This window comes from Streptomyces sp. NPDC038707 (assembly GCF_040636485.1).
Lineage (GTDB): Bacteria > Actinomycetota > Actinomycetes > Streptomycetales > Streptomycetaceae > Streptomyces.
Genome location: NZ_JBEZUP010000022.1, coordinates 20557 through 42482 on the forward strand (window position 1 = coordinate 20557; position 21926 = coordinate 42482).

Below are 21926 nucleotides of genomic sequence, written 5' to 3' on the forward strand. Positions count from 1 at the left end.
CCGCGCCCGTGCACATCATCCACTTCGCCTACGAGTGCGGGGGGTTCGACAACCGCCTGATGCGCGGCGGACTGTCCCCGCTGGTGTGGAACCTGTCGCGGGAGTACGCGGCCCGCGGTCACCGCGTCTCGCTGGTCACTCCCGCCCACGGGCTCCTCGAGACGCTGCGGCGGGACCATCCGATCGAGGACCTCCCCTACGTCCACGAGCACCGCGTGCCGCTGGTACCGGACCCCAAGGCGTGGCCGGACCACCCGGCGGAGATCGGCCTGGACCTCACCACCCGGGCCCACCGGCTGCGCAAGGACGGCGTCGACGTGTACTTCCTGTCCGACGCCTTCCTGGATCTGCTCCCCGACCGGCTGTATCCGCCGCCCGGCACCGAGGGCAGGGATCTGGCGTACTTCAAGCCGCTCGTGTTCCAGGTCGCGGGCGCCCACTTCATCCGGCGCTGCCTGCGGGGCGAGGACGCGGTGGTCCACGGCTTCGAGCCGTACTACCACTACCTGCTGCCGCCGCTGTTCGCCGGCGATCCGGCCCTGCGGACGGTGAGCACGGTCGCGGCCAACGCGCCCGTCGCCCAGGCGGTGTACCGCCCGCAGGTGGAGCGGGTGCTGCGCCTGTTCGGCGTCGACGCGGACCTGGACGCGTTCGCGGCACCGCTGCCGGCCGAGGACAGCCCGGAGGCGGTCATGGCGCGGGTCCTGGCCGGCACCCGGATGCACGTGGAGGCCGGGCCGGACCACATCGCCTTCCTGCCGCTGATCCTGGCCCACGCGGATCTGGTCGACTTCGTCTCGCCGGGCCAGCGCGACCACTACAGCACCTTCCGGGACACCCCGTTCGAGTCGCTGTTCCAGGCCCTGCCGGTGTCCCGGATGCTGCGCGAGCGGGCCGCGAAGCTGTTCACGGGAGGCTGCGGGATATCCGACAGCTGGCTGGCCCGGGATCCACGTGCCGTGGACCGTGACGCGGTCCTGCGGGGCCTCGGCCTCGACGCGTCGCTGCCCGTCTTCTACCACGCCGCCCGCTACGCGGTGCACCACAAGGGCCAGCTGGAACTGGTACGCGCCGTCGAGGAGGTCCTGGCGGGCGGTACGGAAGCCGCGTTCGTGCTGCGGTTCGCCACCCACGGCGGCGCCGGGCCGACCGCCCCGGCCGCCAACGCCTACTTCCAGAGCGTCGCCGACCGCTTCCCGGGCCGCGTGCACCTGGACTGGCGCCTGGCCGACGAGGACACGCTGTTCGAGCAGGCCGCGTGTGCCGACTTCTGTGTGTTCCCCTCCAAGTTCGAGCTGGACGGCTTCCTCATCGCCCAGGCCGAGGCGATGGCCTGCGGGGCGGTGCCGGTCGCGACCGCGCAGACCGTCACCGCGCACTTCGGGCACGCGCTGCCCGCGGACGACCCGAGGGCGACCGGCCTGTCGCTGCCCGGCTCGTTCCGCGACGACGACCCCGCCCTGGCCGCCGCGCTCGCCGAGCGCATCCGCCAGGCCGTGGCGCTGCGCCGCACGGCCCCCGGCGACTACGCCCGGCTGTCGGCCAACTCCCGTGCGACGGCACGCGCGTTCACCTGGGCGCGCAGCGCGGACCGGCGTCTTTCGGCCTTCGCGGACCTGCTGCGCGACCGGCCCCGGCCGTTCCCCGTCGAGGACGCCGTACGGTACGGCTGGTTCGACGCCCTGCCCGCCGCCGCCTGGTCCCGGCACCGGCACCTCGTCGCACGGTCCGCCGCGGAGCTGGGCGACACCGCGGCCTACGGACGCTGCGCTCCCCTGGACGGGCCGGCGTACGAGCGGCTTTTCGAAGCCGCGTACGCCCGGGCCGACTTCGTGCGGTGCGCCGAGACGGCCCGGGCGGCCGGGCGGGAGGACTGGGCGGCCCGGGTGCGCGCACGGTACCGGGTGCTCCCGGACGCGGCGGGCGGCCGGCTGCTGGAGTACCGGCACCCGCACGCGCGGCACGTGGAGATCGCGGTGCCCGGCACCGTCGCTCCCGCCACGCGAGGGGAGTCGCGCGCCGAGGCGTTCGCCTCCGACGAGGCCGTACCCGCGGACACCGGCATGGTGCTGGCGGCCCTGACTCCCGTCGGGGACGGCGTGTTCCGGGGCCCCCTGCCCGGCTCCCCCGCCGGACACCGTCCGCTCGCCCTGCTGACCCTGGACTCCGGGCGGGTCACCTGGGACACCCTGCCCGGCGACGCCCTCGCGGAGCGTCCGCCGTTCCGGCTGGTGGCGACCGATCTCGACGGCACCCTGCTGCGCAGCGACCAGACCGTCTCCGCCCGGACCCTGCGCGCCCTCGCCCGGGCGGCCGAGGCCGGGGCCCGGCATCTCGTGGTCACCGGAAGACCCGCCGCGGCCTGCAAGCAGTACCTGGCCGCGCTCGGCTACCGGGGGCTCGCCGTGTGCGGGCAGGGCGCGCAGCTCTACGACGCCGGAGCCGACCGGCTGCTCAGCTCGGCCTCGCTCGACCTCGGCCTCGCCCGGGAGGTGGTGGAACGCGTCGAGGCGGCCCTCGGGCCCATGGAACTCGGCGTGGTCACCGCGCCGCCGGAGAGCCGCTTCAAGGTCACCCCCCGGTTCGGCGAACGCGTCCGCCACGGCTGGGACGTCACGGCCGACCGCGGCCTGCTGTGGACGGACCCCATCGACAAGCTCGTCCTGCACCACACCGGCGTGCCGGAGGACGAGGTCGAGTCCGTGACGCGGGCGCTGTGCGGGGACCGGGTCACCGTGGTGCACTCGGTGCGGGGAATGGTGGAGGTGCTGCCGGCGGGCACCACCAAGGCGGCCGGGGTGGAGCGGGCCGCGAAGCTCCTCGGCTACGACGCGGCGGAGACCGTGGCGTTCGGCGACATGCCCAACGACCTGCCGCTGCTGGCCTGGGCAGGACACGGCGTGGCCGTGGCCAACGCGCACCCGGCGCTGCGGGCCGTGGCCGACGAGATAGCGCCGAGCAATGACGAGGACGGTGTCGCCGTCGTCCTGGAACGCCTCTTCGGCGTCCCCAAGGAGCCCTCATGACCGATGTGCTGCGCGAGCTGGCCCGCGCCCACCGCATAGCCACCGCCTACACCACGGACCGGGGGCGGCGGGTGGAGGTGTCCCCCGACACCCTCGTGGCCGTGCTCGCCGCGTGCGGTGTGGACTCGGCCACCGGCGCGGCGGCCCGCGCCGCCCTCGCGGCCCACCGCGAGCGTGCGGCGGCCCGGCTGCTGCCCGAGTGCGTCGTCGTACGCGGGGGTGCCGTGCCCCCGCTCGGCCTGCCCGGCGACGCCACGGCCGAGGTGGAGCTCGAAGGAGGGGGCGCCGCCGCCCTTTCCGGGGCCCTGCCCGTCGGCCGGCACACCCTGCACGTCACCGCGCCGGGGCGGAGCCGGTCCGCGCCGCTCCTCGTCGTACCGGAGCGGCTGGCCGGGCCGGCGGGACGGCACTGGGGGTTCCTCGTCCAGCTGTACTCGGTGCTCTCGCGCCGCTCCTGGGGCATGGGCGACCTCGGTGACCTGGCGGAGCTGGCGTCCTGGTCGGGCCGGGCACTCGGGGCGGACTTCGTGCAGCTCGGTCCGCTGCACGCGATGGAGCCCGGTCCGCTGCCGGACCCCTCGCCGTACCGGCCCGGTTCCCGGCGCTACCCCGATCCCATGCACCTGAGGGTGGAGGCGATCCCGGAGTACGCGTACCTCACGGGCGAGCTACGCCGTACCGCCGACCGGTGCGTCACCCGGGCACGGGCGCTCAACGACGGCGTGCTGCGCGGTGACCTGCTCATCGACCGGGAGACGGTACGCCACCTCAAGCACGAGGCGCTGCGGGCCGTGCACCAGGTGCCGCTCTCCCCCGGCCGGGCCGCCGCGTTCGCCGGGTTCACCGCGCGGGAGGGCGACGACCTGACGGACTTCGCCACCTGGTGCGCGCTGGCCGGCGTGCACGGCGCGGCCTGGCGTTCCTGGCCGCCCGCCCTGCGGGACCCCCGGTCGCCCGCCGTGGCCCGCGCCCGCGAGGAACTGGCCGCCGAGGTCGACTTCCACCGCTGGCTCGCCTGGGTCACCGACGGACAACTGGCCGCCGCGCAGACGGCGGCCACCGACGCCGGGATGGGGATCGGCCTGATCCACGACCTGGCCGTCGGGGTGGCCCCGGAGGGCGCCGACGCCTGGGCCCTGCAGGACTGCCTGGCCGCGGGGATGAGCGTGGGCGCGCCCCCGGACGACTTCAATCCGCACGGCCAGGACTGGGCGCAGCCCCCCTGGCGTCCGGACGGGCTCGCCGCGGCCGGGTACCGGCCGCTCGCCGCGCTGCTGCGGGCCGGGCTGCGGCACGCGGGCGCGCTGCGCGTCGACCATGTGATGGGCCTGTTCCGGCTGTGGTGGGTCCCGGAGGGCCGGCCGCCGTCCGAGGGCACGTACGTCCGCTACGACGGCGAGGCCATGCTGGGCGTGCTGATGCTGGAGGCGCACCGGGCGGGTGCCGCCGTGATCGGCGAGGACCTCGGCACGGTCGAGGCGGGCGTGCGCGAGGCCCTCGCCGCGCGGGGTGTCCTCGGCACGTCCGTGCAGCGATTCGAGTACCTCGGGGGCTCGGCGGGCCGGCACGGTCCGCTGCCGCCCGAGCGGTGGCGGCGCGACTGCCTCGCCACCCTGACCACGCACGACCTGCCGCCGACCGCGGCCTGGCTGAGCGGTGAGCATGTCGCGCTGCGCGCCCGCCTCGGCCTGCTCACCCGCCCGGAGGCGGAGGAGAAGGCCGAGGCCACGGCCGAGCGCGACGGCTGGCTGGCGGAGCTGGAGCGGCTCGGCCTGCTGCCCGACCCGGAGGGCGACGTGGTCGCGCTGCACCGTTTCCTGTGCCGGACACCGGCGCGGCTGCTCGGTGTCTGGCTGCCCGACGCGACCGGCGACCGCCGGTCCCAGAACATCCCCGGCACGTCCGCGGTCCACCCCAACTGGCGGCTGCCCGTGAGCGATGCCCAAGACCGCCCCGTACCGCTGGAGGACCTGCCCGCGCAGCCCCTCGTGGCCGCTGTGGCCCGGGTCTTCGAGCACCTTCCGCGACGTGGTGAGAGCACGTGAGGAGAGAGATGACAAGCCAGGTTCTCGATCGGGTCGGGCACCCCCCGGCAGGGGTCCGCGAGGATGCCGGCGGTTTCGACCTGAGCGCACCGGACGGCACCCGGTACCGGGTCGACCTCGGCACCGGAGTGCTCGACCCGGACGGCACACTGCTCCCCGGCTACCTGGAGGACCGCCGGGTCGTGGCCTTCGTCGGGCCGACCGTCGACCGGCTCTACGGCGACCGGCTGCGTGCCTGTCTCGCGGCCCACGTCCGGCCCGGCCAGTGGTCCCTGCACGTGATACCCACCGGTGAGCACCACAAGACGCTCGCCGCGGCGGAGCGCGTGTGCGCCCTCGCCAAGGCGGACGGGCTGGACCGGCACGGGGTGATGCTGGCCGTCGGCGGCGGCATCGTGGCCGACGTCGTCGGCTTCGCCGCGTCCATCTACGCCCGGGGCATCCGCTACATCAAGGTCAACACCACCCTCGTCGGCCAGGTGGACGTCGGGGTCGGGGTGAAGACCGGGGTGAACGCCCTGCGGACGAAGAACATGTTCGGCGCCTACCATCCGGCGCACGCCTCCCTGAACGACCCCGCCTTCCTCGCGACGCTGCCGCACCGGGAGATCCGCTGCGGGCTCGCCGAGATCGTGAAGATGGCCGTGATCCTGGACGAGGACCTGTTCCGGGCACTGGAGCGGCACCCTCACGTGTTCCGGCGCCCGGACGGCGAGGGGCGTCCGGAGCACGGGGAGCTGGAGACCTACGTCCTGCGCACGTCGATGCGGCTGATGATGGAGGAGCTCTGCCCCAACCTCCGGGAACACGAGCTGGCCCGGCTCGTGGACTTCGGCCACACCTTCAGTCCGGTGGTGGAGACGGCCGGCGACCACCGGCTGGAGCACGGGGAGGCGGTCGCCGTCGACATGGCGCTCTCCGCCCACCTGGCCCGTCTGCTGGGTCTCGCGGACGACGAGACCTGCGACCGGGTCGTGCGGCTGCTGCGGCGGATCGGGCTGCCGGTGTTCGATCCGGGCACGTGCACCGCGGAGCTGATGACACAGGCGCTGCACGCCTCCTGGCAGCGCCGGGGCCGCAAACTGCACCTCGTGGTGCCGACGGGTATCGGCAAGGCGGCCTTCGTGGAGGAGCTGACGGACGTGCCCGCGGACGTCCTGGCGGCCGCGCTGAAGGCGCTCGCGGCGGACGGGGAGCGGCGCGATGCCTGAGGCCGTGCCCAACCTGCGGGACCTGCTGGCCGCCAAGGAGCGGGACCACGGCGGTCTCGGCACGATCCACGCCCACCGGATCTTCGCCCGCCGGCCGGGCTCGCCGGGCGCGGAGTTCATCGACCTGGCGGTCCTGCCGCCGGGCACCTCGATCGGCCGGCACCGGCACGGCGCCGACCGCGAGACCTATGTCGTGCTGGACGGCGACGGCCTGATGTACCGGGACGGGGAGGAGTTCCGGGTCGGTCCGGGCGACGTCGTGGTCAACGGGCCCTACGGCGAGCACGGTCTGCTCAACGACGGTGAACGGGAGCTGCGGCTGCTCGTCTTCGAGGAGGGGTGGCATGAGCGGCGGTCCGGCTGACGGGGTGTTCACCGTGGTCGACGTGGGCGGCACCACGCTGCGGGTGGGCGACTACGATCCCACGACCGGGACCGTGCGCCGGGTGCGCCGGGTGCCCGTCGACGGCATGCGCCGCGATCCGGGTGCTCCGGTCCCGGCGCTGCAACGGCGGGTGGTGGAGCAGATCGTGCGGGAGGTCGCCGCGCACACCGGCGGCCGGCCGCCGCGGGCGCTGGGCGTGGCCTTCGCCGGGCCGATCACGGCCGCCGGTCTGGTGCTCGCCGCGCCCACGGTGTGGGGGCGGCGCGGGGATCCGCTGCCGCTGGGCGAGTTGCTGACGGAGCGGACCGGCACGCCGGCCGTCGTCGTCAACGACCTGACCGCGGCGGCCTGGCGGTACGCCGCCACCGAGCCCGGGGACTTCTGCCTGCTCACCGTCAGTTCCGGCATCGGCAACAAGGTGTTCCGCGGTGGCGAGGTCCTGCTGGACGCCGACGGCCACGGCGGCGAGCTGGGCCACTGGGTGTGCGACCCCTCCCCCGATGCGCCGCTGTGCGACTGCGGGGGCCGCGGTCACCTCGGCGCCGTCGCCTCCGGGCGGGGCGTGCTGGCCGCGACCCGCAGGGCCGCGCACGCCCGGCAGGCCGCCTTCCGTGACTCCCTGCTCGCGGCGGCGTGCGAGGGCCGGGCGGACCGCATCGGCAACCGGGCCATCGCGGAGGCGGTCCGCGCGGGCGACCCGTTCACCACGGAGGTGCTGCGCGGCACCCTGACCCCGCTGGCCCAGGCCGTCTCCGGGGTGTTCGCGTCGGTCGGGGTGTGCCGTTACATCCTGGTGGGCGGCTTCGCCCTGGCGGTCGGCGAGCCGTACCGGCGTCTGCTGGTGGCCGAGCTGGTGCGGCTGGGATGCTTCGGTCTCGACGCCGGGCAGATCGACGCCATGGTGTCGCTCGGGGCCGCGGACGACGACCACGGACTGATCGGTGCGGGCCGGCTGCTGGCGGACCGGATGCCGGCGTCGTTCGCCCAGGGGGCGTCATGACCGGGCCGGTCCTCGTCGTGGGCAGCGGCCTGGTGGGCACCGGGATCGCCCGGTCGGTGGCGCCGGGGCAGCCCGTGACACTCGCCTCGCGCCGTCCTCCCGCGGTGCCGCCCGCGGCGTACGGGGCCCGCTGGGCCGCCCTCGACGCCACCGACCGGGCAGCCTGCCGGCGGTTGCTGGACCGGCTGCGTCCCGGTGGCATCGTCCTGGTGCACGGCCCGTCCGACGTCACCTGGTGCGAGACCCACCCCGAGGAGGCCCGGGCCGTGCACGCCGGCGTGGCCGAGACCTTCGCCGGTCTCGCGCCGGACGCGCGGATCGTGCTGATCTCCACGGACAACGTCTTCGACGGCGGCTCGGCGGACAACACCGAGAGCAGCGCCGTCTCGCCGGCCAACGCCTACGGCCGGGCGAAGGCGGAGGCGGAGCGGGTGCTGCTCGCCACGGCGGCCCGGGCGGTGGCCCTGCGGGTCAGCCTCGTCTACGGCCACGAGCCGGCCGACGCGGGCAAGTGGCTGAACTTCTTCGCCGCGTGTGCCCACCGGCTGCGGCAGGGGCAGCGGATCGAGGCCCCGGACGACCACTGGACGACCCCGGTGCTGCTGGACGACGTGGCGGACGTGACGACGGCCCTGCTGCGCGCCGGGCATCCGCTGCCCCCGGTGCTGCACCTGGGCGGCCCCGACCGCCTCACCCGTGCCGCGTGGGCCGCCGTCATCGCCCGGGAACTGGCGGCGCCCGCCCACCTGGTGACACCGGTACCGCGGGCCCTGACCCGCTACGCCTCCCGTCCGGTGAACGCCTGCCTGAGCAGCGAGCTGCTGGCGTCCCTGCCCGCCACCGGGGACATCACGGTGCGCGGGGTGCGCGAGGGAGCGCGCCTGCTGGCACCCGCCTTCACCGGATCCCCGGCCGCCTGAGTCCCGCGGGACACCACCGTCCCCCCTTCTCGCACGTTCCCCCACCCGATCTCTCAGCGGAGCGACCATGAAGATCCCGTCTCTTGCGTCCGGTTACGACGTCGTCGTCCTCGGCGGCGGAGTGGCCGGATGCGTGCTGGCGGCACGTCTGAGCGAGGACCCCGGCCGCACCGTGTGCCTCGTGGAGGCGGGCCCCGACTACGGCCCCCGGCAGCAGGACTGGCCCGGGAAGATCCTCGACTCCCGGGCCCTGCCCCGCGAGGACGTGTGGGAGCGGCACACCGCGTTCTACCGCATCCGGGCCCGTGTCCTGGGCGGCTCCTCGTGCATCAACGGAGCCTGGAACACGTGGGGTTCGCACGCCGACCACGCGGAGTGGACCCACGCCGGAGGTGCGCGGTGGTCGGCCGGCGCACTGGAGCCGTACCGGCTGCGGGCCGTGGAGCGCATGAGGCTGCGCACCGTACCGGACCCGGAGCTGTCCGACTGGGCACGTGCCGCCCTGACGGCCGCGCGCGAACTCGGCTACCCGGAGGTGGACATGGGCACTCCGGGGCCGCCCGGTCACGGCCGGCCGCTGCTCAACTCCCTCGACGGGCTGCGCTGGAACGCCGCCTTCGCCTACCTGGATCCGGCGACCCGGGCGCGGCCGAACCTGACGATCATCGGCGGCGCTCTGGTGGACCGCCTGTCCGTGCGCGCGGGCCGGGTGACCGGTGCCCGCGTCCTCCTGGACGGGCGGCCGGTGACCCTGGCGGCCGGCATGTGTGTCCTCACGGCCGGCACCTTCGGCTCGCCCGCCGTACTGTTGCGCAGTGGCATCGGGCCGGCCGCACACCTGGCGGAGACCGGCATCCGGTGCGTGACGGACCTCCCCGGTGTCGGCGCCAACCTGTCCGACCAGCCGGGTGTCTTCGTGCCGCTGACCCCGACGGACGGCCTGAACCGGGCGCTGGCGGCGAAGGAGTCGGCCGGGGAACTGTACGTCAGCCGCATGCTGATCCGGGCGGCCGGCGAGTTCTGCCCGGACGGCGCGTGGGACCTGCACCTCCTGCCCACGGCCGGCCCGCCGCTGTTCGGCTCGCTTCCGCCCGGGCAGTACGAGGCCGGCGTCTCCGCCTTCCTGATGAAGCCGGTCTCGCGCGGGTACGTCCGGCTGCGCTCGGCCGACCCCCTGGAGCCGCCCGCGATCGACCCCGGCTTCCTGAGCGACCCGGCGGGCCGTGACCTCGCCGTCCTGCGGACGGGCCTGCGGAAGGCGGAGGCGCTCGCCGCGGTCATGAAGCCACTTGCGGGCCCCGCGGAGGCGGCACCGGCCCACACGCTGCCCGACTCCCGCCTGCGGGAGCGGGTGGGCACCTACTGGCATCCCGTCGGCACCTGCGCCGTGGGCCCCGCGGACGATCCACGGTCGGTGGTCGACGGGGAGGGCGCGGTCCACGGTGTGGCGGGGCTGCGCGTCGCCGACGCCTCCATCCTGCCGACCGTGCCCGCCGCCAACACCCAGCTGCCGGTCCTGGCCGTCGCCGAGATGCTCGCCGACGTCCTGCGCGGCTGACCTCCCGTCCACCGCACACACCCACCACGGAGACCGAATGGCCGCACAGACCGACATCCGCACGCACAAACTGCTGTACGGCTGCATGGGACTCGGCGGCGGCTGGGACACCGAGCCGTACACAGCCGCCGACATCGGGCGCGCGGAGGCCGCGATCGAGGCGGCGCTGGCCGCCGGCATCACGGCGTTCGACCACGCCGACATCTACCGGCACGGCAAGGCGGAGGCCGTCTTCGGCGAGGTGCTGGCCCGCAACCCGGGACTGCGGGAACGCATCGTGCTGCAGACCAAGTGCGGCATCCGGCTGCCCCACGGCGGCCGGCCCGGACGCTACGACCTGCGGGGCGCCGGCATCGTGCGGCGGGTCGAGGAGAGCCTGGTCCGGTTGCGCACGGACGTCCTGGACGTCCTCCTGCTGCACCGGCCCGACCCGCTGACCGGCCCCCGGGAGATCGCCGCCGCGCTGGACTCCCTCCACGCCCGGGGACTGGTCCGGCAGTTCGGCGTGTCCAACATGAGCGGTCCGCAGATCGCCGCCCTGCAGGCCCACACGGACCTCCCGCTGGTCGTCAACCAGCTGGAGATGAGCCTGGCCCGGCGGGACTGGGTGGAGGCGGGTGTCCTGTTCAACACACCGGACGCCTCCCGCAACGGCTTCGCGCCCGGCACGCTGGAGTGGTGCGCGGCCCACGGCGTCCGGCTCCAGGCGTGGGGCCCGCTCGCCCGGGGCCGCTTCACCTCGGGCGACGGGACGCGGACGGGCCGGCTCGTCGCGGAACTCGCCCGGCGCAAGGACACCACACCGCAGACCATCCTCCTGTGGTGGCTGCTGCGTCACCCGGCGGGCATCGCTCCCGTCGTCGGCACCACCCGCCCCGAACGCATCGCCGCCTGCGCGGACGCGGCCCGCCGCGAACCGGACCTCACACACGAGGAGTGGTACGACCTGTGGACCACCGCGCGTGACGCCCCGCTGCCCTGAAAGAGCCGACCAGGAACGGCGGACCCGCACGAGGCGACGGATCAGGTCAATCAGCCTGGACCCCTTGACGATTGATTGACCATTTCTTTACTTTCGGAGGGTCGAGGGGTGATCGCCGAACCCTTCGTGCCGAGGTGCCCGGCCCGCCCCGCCGCAGGAGGTCCGGCGACGGCCTCCCGACAGGAGCCCCATGCCCGTATCCGCAGCCCAGGTCCCCGGACCCCCGCGCGCGCCGCGGCCCGCCGGCCCGGCGGCCCCGGCGCGGGAACGCACGTGACGCGGACGGCCCCGCCGGCCTCGGTGACGGGACTCTCCCCGGAACGGCGTCGTCGCGCCCTGCGGGTGGTCGTCGTCTCGCAGGTGCTCGGCGGTGCCGGCATGGCGGCCGGCATCACGGTCGGCGCGCTGCTCGCCGAGGACCTGCTCGGCTCGACCCGCCTGGCGGGACTGCCGGCCGCGCTCTTCACCATCGGCGCGGCTCTCGGAGCCGCGGTCCTCGGACGCGTCTGTCAGCGCTTCGGGCGCCGCCGTGGCCTGGCGCTCGGCAACGCGGTCGCGGCACTGGGCAGCGCGGGGGTGGTCGCGGGAGCCGCCGCGCGCTGGCCCGTCCTGCTGTTCTCCGCGCTGTTCGTGTACGGCGCGGGCACGGTCACGGGGCTGCTGGCGCGTTACGCGGGCGCCGACCTCGCCCCGCCCGAGCGGCGCGGCCGGGCCGCCGGAACCGTGCTGTTCGCCATGACCCTGGGCGCGGTCGCGGGCCCGAACCTGACCGGCCCCACCGGCCGTCTCGCCGGTGCCTGGGGCCTGCCACCGCTGACGGGCCCCTTCCTGCTGGCGGTGGCCGCGTACACGGCCGCGGCCGTGGTGCTCCTGGTGTGCCTGCGCCGGGACCCCCTGCTCCTGTCCGGGCCGCGGCGGACCGACGCCGCCGCGGCCGGGCCCGGCACCGGTCCTCCTCACCCCGGACGCGCTGTCCCCGGGGTCGTCACCGGTGCCACCGTCATGATCACCGCGCAGCTGGTGATGGTCGCCGTGATGACCATGACGCCCGTCCACATGACCGGCCACGGCCGTACCACCCAGGCGGTGGGTCTGGTGATCGCCCTGCACGTGGGCGCCATGTTCCTGCCGTCCCCGCTGAGCGGCCTGCTCGCGGACCGGTGGGGCGGGCGCCGGGTCGGCGCCGCGGCCGGCGTCGTCCTGCTGGGCGCGGGCCTGGCCGCGGCCCTCGCCCCACCGGCCTCCATCGCGCCGCAGGCCTGCGCGCTGGTCCTGCTCGGCATCGGCTGGAACCTGGCCCTGCTCGGCGGGACGGCCCTGATCACGGACGCCGCCCCGGCACAGAACCGCGCCGCGGTGCAGGGCATGGCGGACGTGGGGATGTCCGTGGCCGGCGCGACGGGCGGCATGGTGTCGGGCCTGGTGGTGAGCGGCAGCGGTTACCCCACCCTGGCGACGGCGGCAGGGGCACTCGCCCTCGCGGTGATCCCGGCGGTGGCACTGAGCAGCGGGCGCCGCGCCCCGTGAGACGGGCGTCCGCCCTCGGTGCCGCACGGCGGTCCGGATCCGCGCACGCGCGTCACCCACGCCGTGCACGACGAGGCCGGTCATCTGTGGCACCTCTCCGCGGACCGCCGGACGGACCGTCACCCCCCTGCCATCGTCCCCGTGCTCGACCTGTTCCGGACGCCATCGGGAACGGCTTGGCTGCTTTCAGGCCAATCTTGAACCTCTGCTTCCGCATGCTCGCGCGTGTGCCGCCGCGGGACGGGACACCTCCCCCCGGTCCCGGCGGTGCGGCGCGCACCCCCTCACGGAATAGACCAGCGGTATCCGCCCGCGGCCGGTCGAGTACCCGCCCCAACGCCTTGCCGTCGCTCGGGGAGAGTAGACCAGTGCCTTCTCCTTCCGGCCGTACTGTCTGCCGAGCGGGATCAGGTGCGCGGGCCCGCCGACTTGGGGCAGGGATTCACACCGCTGTGAACTGGGGAAAAATATGCGCCAGCACGTCCGCGGCCGTTGACATGCGGCGAGAGCGGCTGACTAACGTATGGCCCGCTCCAGGAACGGTGCATCCACCACGTTCCGTGCCGCCGGACACCTCCAACAGCTCGAAGCGTCGAACTGAAAAGCAGACAGAACCTGAATCCGTGACAATCAGCCGAAGACGCATGGGTGAATCGCGCTCGTTCGAAGACGAACCCTCGACAGGATGAGGCAGTATGGAGAATTTCGCGTCGTTCACAGCGATGGAACTGGTCGATCTCATCAAACAACGAGCTGTGTCCCCCGTCGAAGTCGTGCGGGCGAGCCTGGAGCGCATCGAGGAAGTCAACCCCGCTGTCAACGCGTTCGTGACCGTCTGTGCCGACGAGGCGCTGCACGCGGCGAAGGAAGCCGAGAAGGCGGTGCTGTCGGGAGCCGAACTGGGCCCGCTGCACGGCGTGCCCATCGGCGTGAAGGACCTTGACCCGGTCACCGGAGTGCGTACGACGCGAGCGTCGAAGATGTTCGCCGACGATGTTCCCCACGAGACGATCCTGTGCGTCGAGCGCCTGGTGAAGGCCGGTGCGATCGTGGTGGGCAAGACGAACACGCCGGAGTTCGGCTTCAAGGCGACCACCGACAGCGCGCTGTTCGGTCCGGCGTCCACGCCCTTCAACGTGGCGATGAACGCGGGAGGTTCCTCCGGCGGCAGCGCCGCCGCGGTGGCCGCCGGGATGGTTCCGCTGGCCCAGGGATCGGACGCCGGTGGCTCGTTGCGCGTGCCCGGCGCGTTCTGCGGCGTCTTCACCATGATGACCACCTTCGGGCGCGTGGCCGTGCCCGCCAGGCCGAACGCCTTCCGCCGGCTGAACCCCATGGTCTGCTACGCGCCGCTGGGCCGCACGGTCCAGGACGTGGTGCTCGGCCTCGATTTGATGTCCGGCCCGCACCCGAGGGACCCGTACTCCTTCCCCGTCGGGGAATCGCTGGCCGCGGCGCTCTCGCCGTCGATGGAGGGAATGCGGGTCGCTTACACACCCGATCTCGGCGGCTATCCGGTGGAGCCGGAGGTCGAGAGCGCGGTCCGGGGAGCGCTGTCCGCGTTCGAGAACGCAGGGGCCGAGGTCGTGGAGGCCGATTTCGAACTCCCGGTGCCGCACGCCGAACTCACGGCCAAATGGCGCAGGTATCTGTCCCTGTGCCACGCGGAGTCCGCCGAGGTCAGTCTCGCTCAGGGAATCGATTTCCTGGGTGAGCAGGGCAAGGAAGTGGACCCGGCCTATCTGGACAGCGTACGGACGGGTGCCTCCATGAGCGCCGTCGAGTTCCGCCTCGCGGATCTGCTGCGCACCCGGGTGCTGGACACCTTCGAGGATCTCTTCGACACCTTCGATCTGGTGATCAGCCCGGTCAACTGCATCACGGCCATCCCGAACGACGACACCCGTACGACGGTCGGTCCCAGCCAGGTCGCCGGGCAGGAGGTCGACCGGTTCGTGGGCTGGTCGATGACGAGCCCCTTCAACCTGATCGGCAGTCCCGCCGCCACGGTGCCCGTCGGCCGGGCGTCCAACGGCGTGCCGATCGGCATGCAGATCGCCGCGCGCCGGCACCACGACGCGGCCGTCGTGCGCGCGGCCTCCGCGTACCAGGAGCGGCTACCCTGGCAGCACCACTATCAGGCCCTGGACCCGTCGCTCTCGCGCTAGTCGGGGGGGCACTTCCTCCCCCGCGGACGTCGCGACGCGGTGCCGGCGGGCCGGCCCACTCCGCTCGAGGCCTGCGGCTCGGCTCGTACGAGGCCGGTCGTCATTGAGAAAGGACAACCCCTGTGACCGACAACGGCTCGAACACGCCACATGCCCGGGCAGCACTCTTCGACCTCGACGGCACCCTTGTCGCCACGGAACACCGCAGCCGGGCCGCGTGGACCCGGTTGTTCCGCACCCACGGCGTCGAGGTGAACGACGCCGTGCTCGCCACGTTCGTCGGCCGGCGGGGCCAGGAGTCGCTGGCCGACCACGTGCACAAGTTCCCCGGCAGCACCGTGCAGGAACTCTTCGAGGAGGCGGTCGGGTACCTGAACGGTCCCGACATCCCGCCCCCGTACCCCGTCCCGGGCGCCGAGGCCCTGGTCAAGGAGCTGCACGCGCAAGGCACTCCCCTGGCCGTGGTCACCTCGGGCCTGCGGGAACACGCTCTCGCTCTGCTCGATCACATCGGCGGAGCGGGACTCTTCTCCGCGGTGATCACGGCCGAGGACGTACGGAAGGGCAAACCCGACCCCGAGGGATTCCTGGCGGGGTGCGCGGCGTTGGGCGTCGACCCGTCCCAGGCGGTGGCGTTCGAGGACGCGCCCGCCGGGATCGCCGCCGCCAAGGCGGCGGGGCTCACGTGCGTGGGCCTGACCACCACGCATGACGCCGAGGCCCTCGCGGCGGCCGACGTGATCGCCGCGGACTACACCGAACTGGCCTGGCCGCCGCGGAAGAAGACCGCGGCCTGACTCGTTCCCACGGACGGACCTCACCATGCACCGCAAGCAACCCGACTCGGATGACATCCGATCCGCCACCGAGGCGGGAGCCACCGGAGGGGACGGCAGCGGAGCCCGTTCCGCGGTCCGCCGCTGGCGGCTGCTCGCGGTGCTGCTCTCAGCGCAGTTCATCGCCAACATCGACACGGCGATCGTGAACATCGCCACGCCCGCGTTCCAGAGCGATCTGAACGCCTCCGGCGGCCAGGCCGGTCTGGTGGTCTCCAGCTACGTGGTGGCCTACGCGGTCCTCCTCGTGACCGGGGCTCGGCTGGGGGCGAGTCATGGATACCGGCGCATCTTCCTGGTCGGCACGGCTCTGTTCACCGTCGCGTCGCTGGCCTGCGCGCTGGCCCCGGAGCCCGTGTTCCTGATCATCGCCCGGACGCTGCAGGGAGCGGGCGCCGCGCTGATGGTGCCCCAGGTGCTGAGCGGTATTCAGCAGCACTTCGCCGGTCAGGAACGGGTCCGGGCGCTGGGGTACTACGCGATCGCCCTGTCCACCGGTGCGGTGGCCGGCCAGACGCTGGGCGGTCTGCTGATCGCCGCCGACCTGTTCGGCACCGGCTGGCGGCCGATCTTCATCATCAACGTACCGGTCGGGCTGGTGCTCATCTGGGCCGGAGCGAGGACGATGCCCCCGGACGAGGCGGCCGACGAGGCCCAGGATGTCGACGTCCGCGGGATGGTGCTGCTGGCCTGCGCCGTGTTGCTGGTCATCGTGCCCCTGCTGCTCGGTACGGACCTGGGCTGGCCGGCCTGGACATGGGTGTCCTTGGCGGCGAGCGTCCCGGTGGCGGCGCTCTTCCGGCGAAGTCAGCGTCTGCGTACCGCACACGGCGGACGGCCCCTCATCGCCGAGGAGGTCGTCCGTGATCCGGCGATCCGCTGGTCCCTCGTCGCCCATGGCGTCACCACCATGACCTACTTCTCCCTGCTGTTCGTGCTGGCGATCTACCTCCAGGACGGCATGGGACGCGGGCCCGCCTACGCGGGACTGGCCATGGTGACCTGGGTGGGCGCCTTCGGCCTCGCCGGTCCCCTGCTCACCCGAGTGCCCGCCGACCGGCGCCCGTTCATGCCGGCGCTCGGCTGCCTGGTCCTGGCCGCCGGCTACGCCTCCGTATGGCTCTACCTGGTCTCGGGCCAGCGCACCGGACTGCTCCTCTTCCTTCTCCTGGGCATCGGAGGGCTGGGCCTGGGCATCAGCTCCAACTCCCTTATCGGCCAGATGACCTCGGTCCTGCCGGACCGCTACGCCGCCGACCTGTCCGGAGTCATCAGCACCAACGCTCAGCTGTGCGGAGCGCTCGGCGTGGCCGCGCTGGGCGGCGGATACCTCTTCCTGGACAAATCCGGGTCCGGTGAATCCGCGGCCCACGCCCTGCGAACGGTGTTGGCCGTCTTCGTCGCCGCAGCCCTCTTCTCCGCGCTCGCGGCACAACGGGGCCGCCGCTCCGGGAACCCGGCACCCCCACAACGGACTTCCGGACAGGCCGACGCGTAACGGCCCACTGGCCGGCCGAAGCGGGCCGTCCGGCGGGCCGAGGTACACGGACGGTGGTCCTCAGGCGGGCGTCGTGACCGCGCCCCGGACGGCGTCCACGAGGTCGCTCTGATAGTGGGCGACGCCGTCCCGGAAGACCAGCGGGGTACGCGGGAGGCTGCCGAAGTCGGTGAAGGGGTCGCCGTCGACGACGGTCAGGTCCGCGAGCTTTCCCGGCTCGACGGTGCCCAGGTCCCTGTCCACGCCGAACAGCCGCGCGGGGACGGCGGTGGCGCACCGGAGGGTCTCGGCCGGGGTGAAGCCGTGGGCGTGCAGGGCGCGCAGGGCCAGATGGAGCGAGAGGCCGGGCGGGACCAGAGGCGCGTCCGTGCCCACGGCGAGCAGGGCGCCCGCGGCGGCGAGACGGCGGTAGGCGCTCATCTCGGTGGCGAGGGCCCGCCGTTGCCCGTCGGTGGGCGGGGTCCCGGCGCGTTCGCGGACCGTGGTGACGTCCCAGGGCGGCATGAGGGTGAGCACCCGGGGATCGTCGGCCAGGGCGGGGTCGGCGCCCAGCAGGTACTGCGCGGGGAACGGGGTCATGATCAGGGCGAAGCCGTCGTCGGCGTACTGCTGGACGAGATCCTGGTGGATCCGGCCCAGGGGCGTCGTCGCATGGCCGTAGGGCAGGCGCTGGGTGGCCTGCAGATGGGTGGTGAGGTCCTGCCCGGCGGCCCGGCCCGGTGCGCACAGGTGGCTGCCGCTGGGGACTCCGAGCCGGTGGGCGGCCTCGGCCGCCTGCGCCATGACCTGGCCCGAGGCGCGGACGTAGGTCTTGACGAAGTCGACCCGCAGGGCGGTGGCCCGTTCCAGGGTGCGTCGCACACCGGCGGTGGTGCGGTGGGCGCGGCCCATGGCGTACGCGGTGCGCGCGCCGTCGATGAGTTCGGCGCAGGCGAGCAAGCGCGGGCCGGTGCTGTACCCGGAGGCCAGGGACTCCCGCAGCCGGATCGCCTCGTACAGGGACGCGCCGAGGCAGGCCGTCGTGGTGATGCCGTAGGCGAGTGCGGTGAGGCTGTGCCGGGCGCCGTAGGTGGCGCTGTAGGGGTGGGTGTGGCTGTCGAACAGACCGGGCAGGACGGTGTGCCGCGAGGCGTCGAGGGTGTGGTGGCCGGGGCGGCGCCGGCGGTGGGGTTCCACGGCGGTGATCCGGCGGCCGTCGATGAGGATGTCGGCGTCCTGGCGCGGGGCGGTGCCGGTGCCGTCCCACACCTGTCCGGCGTGGACGCGCAGTCGCCCCTGGTCGCGGGCCGGGCGGTGGACGAGGGGAACGGACAGCGTGCGGGGTCCGGACCCGGCCGTCTCGAGGAGCCGGAGCCGGCCCGAGGAGAGGTAGAGCAGGGTGTTCGTCTCGCGGGCCCAACTGGGGTGGTCGGCCGGTTCGTCGGTGAGCCGGCGGGCGGGGCCGGCCGGGGTGCCGTCGCCGGTGACGGGCAGCAGCCAGAGCGCCGACTCGGCGACGAGCGCCATCCCCCGCCCGTCGGGCGACCAGACCGGGCCGGCGGCGGCGCGGTCGGACAGGGACTGGTGGGCGGCGGGCAGATGGCGCCGCTCGCTGCCGGTGCGGGTGTCCAGGACACGGATCAGGTGGTAGCCCTCGCGGAAGCGGTGGTTGAGCCGGTTGCGGTCGCAGAACGCCACGTGGCGTCCGTCCGGCGACCAGGTCGGCGCGCCGGGCGGGCCGTCGGCGGCCAGCGGCCGGGCCAGTACCCGCTCCGCGCCGGTGGCCAGGTCGCGCAGCAGCACGTTGCCGCTGGTGTCCTGGCAGGCGAGGCGGGTGCCGTCCGGGGACGGCGCCGGGTACAGCCGGCCCGGACCGGTGACCGGCTCGTCGTGCCCGCTGTCCAGGTGCAGCCGGCGTACGGCCGTCAGCCCGTCCCGGTCGGTGCAGTACAGCAGGGCCCGCCCGTCCGGTTCCCAGGCGGGCATCTGCACATGGTGCACGGCGGCGGCCTGGAGCACCTTGCGGGGCGTGCCGCCGACGGGCTGCACCCACAGGGCGTTCAGTGCCACGAAGGCGACGCTGGCGCCGTCGGGCGCGAGGGCGGGCAGATGGATGCCGCGCACCGGCCCCGCGGCGTCCGGGGCGAGCGGCTTGGTGCGCCGTCGGGGTCGCGGCACCGGCATCCGGGCGGTGAACGGGATGTCCCGCACCGAGCCGGAGGCGCCGAGGGTGCGGAGGCGGAGCCGGCCGTCGGCGACGTAGAGGAGCCGGTCGTCGCCCAGCCAGCACGGCGGTGCCGCGGCCGGGTCCTCGTCCTCGGTCACCGCCCGGCCGTCCACCAGGAGCGTGGCCCGCGCGGCCGGCAGGGACGGGGAGGCCGTGGTGCCGGACAGGTGCAGACAGGCGATCCGGCCCGAGGGCGACACGGACGGGCACAGCAGCCGTCCCTCCCCCACCCTGTGGAGCACGTGCCCGGTGCCGCCCCCGACGGGCACGCGGATCAGCGTGAGACCGCCGTCGGTGGCGCCGTCGGGCGTGTGGGCGGCGCGGACGCACACCACCGAACGCCCGTCCGGCCACCACACCGGGTCGCTGTCCTCATAGGAGCCGCCGGTGACCCGCGCGGCGGCACCGCCGTCCGGGTCCGCGGTCCACAGTCCGTACGGCGCACCGGTCACCGCGTCACCGCCGCGCTCCGAGGCGAAGACCAGTCGGCCGCCGTCGGGCGACCAGGCCACGCCCCGGTCGTCCCAGGGCCCGTCGGTGACCTGGCGCAGCCCGCCGCCGTCGGTGCGCAGGGTCCACAGATGGAAGCCGCCGCCCCGGTAACCGCCCACCGCCAGCCGCCTCCCGTCGGGGGACAGGGCCGGGCGGGTCGCCTCCAGGTCCCAGTCGGTGATCCGCACCGCCTCCCCGCCCTCGGGCGGCACGCGCCACAGCACCCCCTGCACCTCGGCGACGAGCACGGACCCGTCCCGGGAGGACGTCACCGATCCGCCGGTGGACTCGCGGTACAGCAGCGTCCGCTGATCCGCGGCGGCGGTCGCGGCCGTGGCCGGTGGCGCCGTCGGGGCCGCGACCGCGGTCAGCCCGGCGGCGGAGGCCCGCAGCAGGTCCCGGCGGCTGACCCACCCGTGATCCGTCGTCATCGCTCTCCTCACCAGGTCTCCGGACGGCCGCCCGTGGCCGGCACGGCCGGGTCCATGGTGTCGGGCACCGGCGCCGGGTGCGGGACGGCGCGCGGGATTTCGGACATCCGCCGCAAGGCCATCGAGTTCGTCAAGGCCGTCAAGGCTGTGTGGGCGCCGCGTATCCGAAACCCGCGCCCCACCAGGGGTTTTCCAGCGGTTCAACAACGGGTGATGGGCTGACGCCCGTTGACGCCCGTCCATCCTGGACGGGCTGCCCCAAGGAGTGGCTTTCATGCACAGACCGTCCCGTCGTCACCTCACCGTCGCCACCGCGCTGCTGGCGTCCACCGCCGCCGCCGTCGCGTTCACCACCGGCGCCGGTGCGACCGACACCAAGCAGCAGGCCGAGGACGCCATCAAGGGCGGCAAGGCGAAGAACGTCATCCTGCTGATCGGCGACGGCATGGGAGACTCGGAGATCACGCTCGCCCGTGACTACACCGTCGGCGCCAACGGCCGCCTGAACATGGACAAGTTCCCGCTCACCGGTGAGTACACCACGTACGCCGTGCACAAGGACGGCACGCCGGAATACGTCACCGACTCCGCCGCGAGCGGCAGCGGCTGGGCGACCGGTGTGAAGACGGTCAACGGCCGCATCTCCAAGACGCCCGGCTCCGACAAGGCCGTCCGCACGATCCTGGAGCTGGCGCAGAAGAACGGTTACGCCACCGGCAGCGTCACCACCGCCGAGCTGACCGACGCCACCCCCGCCGTGCTCGCCTCCCACGTCACCGACCGCTCCTGCCAGGGGCCGGCCGACATGGCCAAGTGCCCCGCCGACACGATCGCGGCGGGCGGTCCCGGCTCGATCGCCGAGCAGTCCGTCAACCACAAGGTGGACGTCCTCTTCGGCGGCGGCAGGCAGCGCTTCGACCAGAAGGTCACCGACGGCGCGTACAAGGGTCTGACCGTCACCGAGCAGGCGAAGAAGCTCGGTTATCAGGTCGTCACCGACGACGCCTCGATGAAGGCGGCGAAGCCGGGCAAGCCCGTCCTCGGCCTGTTCGCCTCCGGGAACGTGCCGGTCGAGTGGACCGGCAAGCCGGCCGCCCTCGGCGGCACCGACCCGCAGCGCTGCGTCACGTCCAACCCGAACCGGCCGGCCACCACGCCCAGCCTGGCGGACTCCGCCACCAAGGCGATCCAGCTGCTGGAGGACAAGCAGCGGCGGCAGCACTCCAAGAAGGGTTTCTTCCTGCAGATCGAGGGCGCCTCCATCGACAAGCAGGACCACGCGGCCGACCCCTGCGGCCAGATCGGCGAGACCGCCGCCTTCGACCGCGCGGTGAAGGTCGCCCGCGCCTACGCGGCCAAGCACCCGGACACGCTCGTGGTCACCACCGCCGACCACGGCCACACCAGCCAGATCGTCCCGCTGGAGGCCACCCCGCCCGGCCTGTCCTCCACCCTGGTGACCAACGAGGGCCAGCAGCTGAAGGTCAACTACTCGACCAACACGCCGGGCCAGTCCCAGGAGCACACCGGCACCGAGGTGCGCATCGCCGCACAGGGCCCGCTGGCCTACCGTGTGCTCGGCGTCACCAACCAGACCGACCTGTTCACCACCCTCCGCGAGGCCCTGCGCCTGAGCTGAGC

14 protein-coding genes are annotated in these 21926 nt (G+C 74.0%); 13 read left to right on the forward strand and 1 reads right to left on the reverse strand.

Annotated features, from left to right (window positions below; all coding sequences use genetic code 11):
* Positions 1 to 8: 8 nt before the first annotated feature.
* The 12 genes from AB0E62_RS26240 to AB0E62_RS26295 all read left to right on the forward strand — a co-directional run bounded on the left by AB0E62_RS26240 (position 9) and on the right by AB0E62_RS26295 (position 17156).
* Positions 9 to 3026 (forward strand): Cof-type HAD-IIB family hydrolase, encoded by a 3018-nt coding sequence (locus tag AB0E62_RS26240; RefSeq protein WP_362198546.1) that lies wholly within the window; start codon positions 9 to 11, stop codon positions 3024 to 3026.
* Positions 3023 to 5071 carry a 4-alpha-glucanotransferase gene (malQ, locus tag AB0E62_RS26245; RefSeq protein ID WP_362198549.1) on the forward strand — a complete coding sequence of 683 codons (2049 nt, stop codon included), beginning with the start codon at positions 3023 to 3025 and terminating at the stop codon, positions 5069 to 5071. Before AB0E62_RS26240 ends, malQ begins: the two co-directional genes overlap by 4 nt.
* Positions 5072 to 5079: 8 nt before the next feature.
* Complete coding sequence (locus tag AB0E62_RS26250; protein ID WP_362198552.1) at positions 5080 to 6282, forward strand: sedoheptulose 7-phosphate cyclase; 1203 nt, start codon at positions 5080 to 5082, stop codon at positions 6280 to 6282.
* Positions 6275 to 6646 carry a cupin domain-containing protein gene (locus AB0E62_RS26255; RefSeq protein ID WP_362198555.1) on the forward strand — a complete coding sequence of 124 codons (372 nt, stop codon included), beginning with the start codon at positions 6275 to 6277 and terminating at the stop codon, positions 6644 to 6646. The genes AB0E62_RS26250 and AB0E62_RS26255 overlap by 8 nt, the downstream gene beginning before the upstream one ends.
* Positions 6627 to 7667, forward strand: a complete 1041-nt coding sequence (locus AB0E62_RS26260) for an ROK family protein (RefSeq protein WP_362198558.1) — start codon at positions 6627 to 6629, stop codon at positions 7665 to 7667. Before AB0E62_RS26255 ends, AB0E62_RS26260 begins: the two co-directional genes overlap by 20 nt.
* Positions 7664 to 8587 (forward strand): sugar nucleotide-binding protein, encoded by a 924-nt coding sequence (locus AB0E62_RS26265; RefSeq protein ID WP_362198561.1) that lies wholly within the window; start codon positions 7664 to 7666, stop codon positions 8585 to 8587. The genes AB0E62_RS26260 and AB0E62_RS26265 overlap by 4 nt, the downstream gene beginning before the upstream one ends.
* 67 nt (positions 8588 to 8654) lie before the next feature.
* Positions 8655 to 10145, forward strand: a complete 1491-nt coding sequence (locus tag AB0E62_RS26270; protein WP_362198564.1) for a GMC family oxidoreductase — start codon at positions 8655 to 8657, stop codon at positions 10143 to 10145.
* A gap of 37 nt (positions 10146 to 10182) precedes the next feature.
* A complete protein-coding gene (locus AB0E62_RS26275) occupies positions 10183 to 11127 on the forward strand; it encodes an aldo/keto reductase (RefSeq protein WP_362198567.1) in 945 nt (314 codons plus the stop codon).
* A 273-nt stretch (positions 11128 to 11400) separates the two neighbouring features.
* Entirely contained in the window at positions 11401 to 12654 is a 1254-nt protein-coding gene (locus tag AB0E62_RS26280) for an MFS transporter (RefSeq protein WP_362198570.1), read from the forward strand.
* 695 nt (positions 12655 to 13349) lie between these two features.
* Entirely contained in the window at positions 13350 to 14822 is a 1473-nt protein-coding gene (locus AB0E62_RS26285; RefSeq protein WP_362198573.1) for an amidase, read from the forward strand.
* Between the two features lie 122 nt (positions 14823 to 14944).
* Entirely contained in the window at positions 14945 to 15619 is a 675-nt protein-coding gene (locus tag AB0E62_RS26290) for an HAD family phosphatase (RefSeq protein ID WP_362198576.1), read from the forward strand.
* A 25-nt stretch (positions 15620 to 15644) separates the two neighbouring features.
* Positions 15645 to 17156 (forward strand): MFS transporter, encoded by a 1512-nt coding sequence (locus tag AB0E62_RS26295; protein ID WP_362198579.1) that lies wholly within the window; start codon positions 15645 to 15647, stop codon positions 17154 to 17156.
* Between the two features lie 60 nt (positions 17157 to 17216).
* On the opposite strand, the gene AB0E62_RS26300 is transcribed toward AB0E62_RS26295, so the two are convergent.
* Positions 17217 to 20285, reverse strand: coding sequence for an amidohydrolase family protein (locus AB0E62_RS26300; RefSeq protein WP_362198582.1), 3069 nt, complete (start codon positions 20283 to 20285; stop codon positions 17217 to 17219).
* 274 nt (positions 20286 to 20559) lie between these two features.
* Here AB0E62_RS26300 and AB0E62_RS26305 point away from each other — a divergent pair, with 274 nt between their 5' ends.
* A complete protein-coding gene (locus tag AB0E62_RS26305; RefSeq protein ID WP_362198585.1) occupies positions 20560 to 21924 on the forward strand; it encodes an alkaline phosphatase in 1365 nt (454 codons plus the stop codon).
* Positions 21925 to 21926 lie beyond the last annotated feature (2 nt).

What these genes read in the sequence shown, in the direction of transcription:
- malQ (WP_362198549.1), top strand. Translation starts at nt 3,023, where the DNA reads ATGACCGATGTGCTGCGCGAGCTGGCCCGCGCCCACCGCATAGCCACC.
- AB0E62_RS26250 (WP_362198552.1), top strand. Translation starts at nt 5,080, where the DNA reads ATGACAAGCCAGGTTCTCGATCGGGTCGGGCACCCCCCGGCAGGGGTC.
- AB0E62_RS26255 (WP_362198555.1), top strand. Translation starts at nt 6,275, where the DNA reads ATGCCTGAGGCCGTGCCCAACCTGCGGGACCTGCTGGCCGCCAAGGAG.
- AB0E62_RS26260 (WP_362198558.1), top strand. Translation starts at nt 6,627, where the DNA reads ATGAGCGGCGGTCCGGCTGACGGGGTGTTCACCGTGGTCGACGTGGGC.
- AB0E62_RS26265 (WP_362198561.1), top strand. Translation starts at nt 7,664, where the DNA reads ATGACCGGGCCGGTCCTCGTCGTGGGCAGCGGCCTGGTGGGCACCGGG.
- AB0E62_RS26270 (WP_362198564.1), top strand. Translation starts at nt 8,655, where the DNA reads ATGAAGATCCCGTCTCTTGCGTCCGGTTACGACGTCGTCGTCCTCGGC.
- AB0E62_RS26275 (WP_362198567.1), top strand. Translation starts at nt 10,183, where the DNA reads ATGGCCGCACAGACCGACATCCGCACGCACAAACTGCTGTACGGCTGC.
- AB0E62_RS26285 (WP_362198573.1), top strand. Translation starts at nt 13,350, where the DNA reads ATGGAGAATTTCGCGTCGTTCACAGCGATGGAACTGGTCGATCTCATC.
- AB0E62_RS26295 (WP_362198579.1), top strand. Translation starts at nt 15,645, where the DNA reads ATGCACCGCAAGCAACCCGACTCGGATGACATCCGATCCGCCACCGAG.
- AB0E62_RS26300 (WP_362198582.1), bottom strand. Translation starts at nt 20,285, where the DNA reads ATGACGACGGATCACGGGTGGGTCAGCCGCCGGGACCTGCTGCGGGCC.
- AB0E62_RS26305 (WP_362198585.1), top strand. Translation starts at nt 20,560, where the DNA reads ATGCACAGACCGTCCCGTCGTCACCTCACCGTCGCCACCGCGCTGCTG.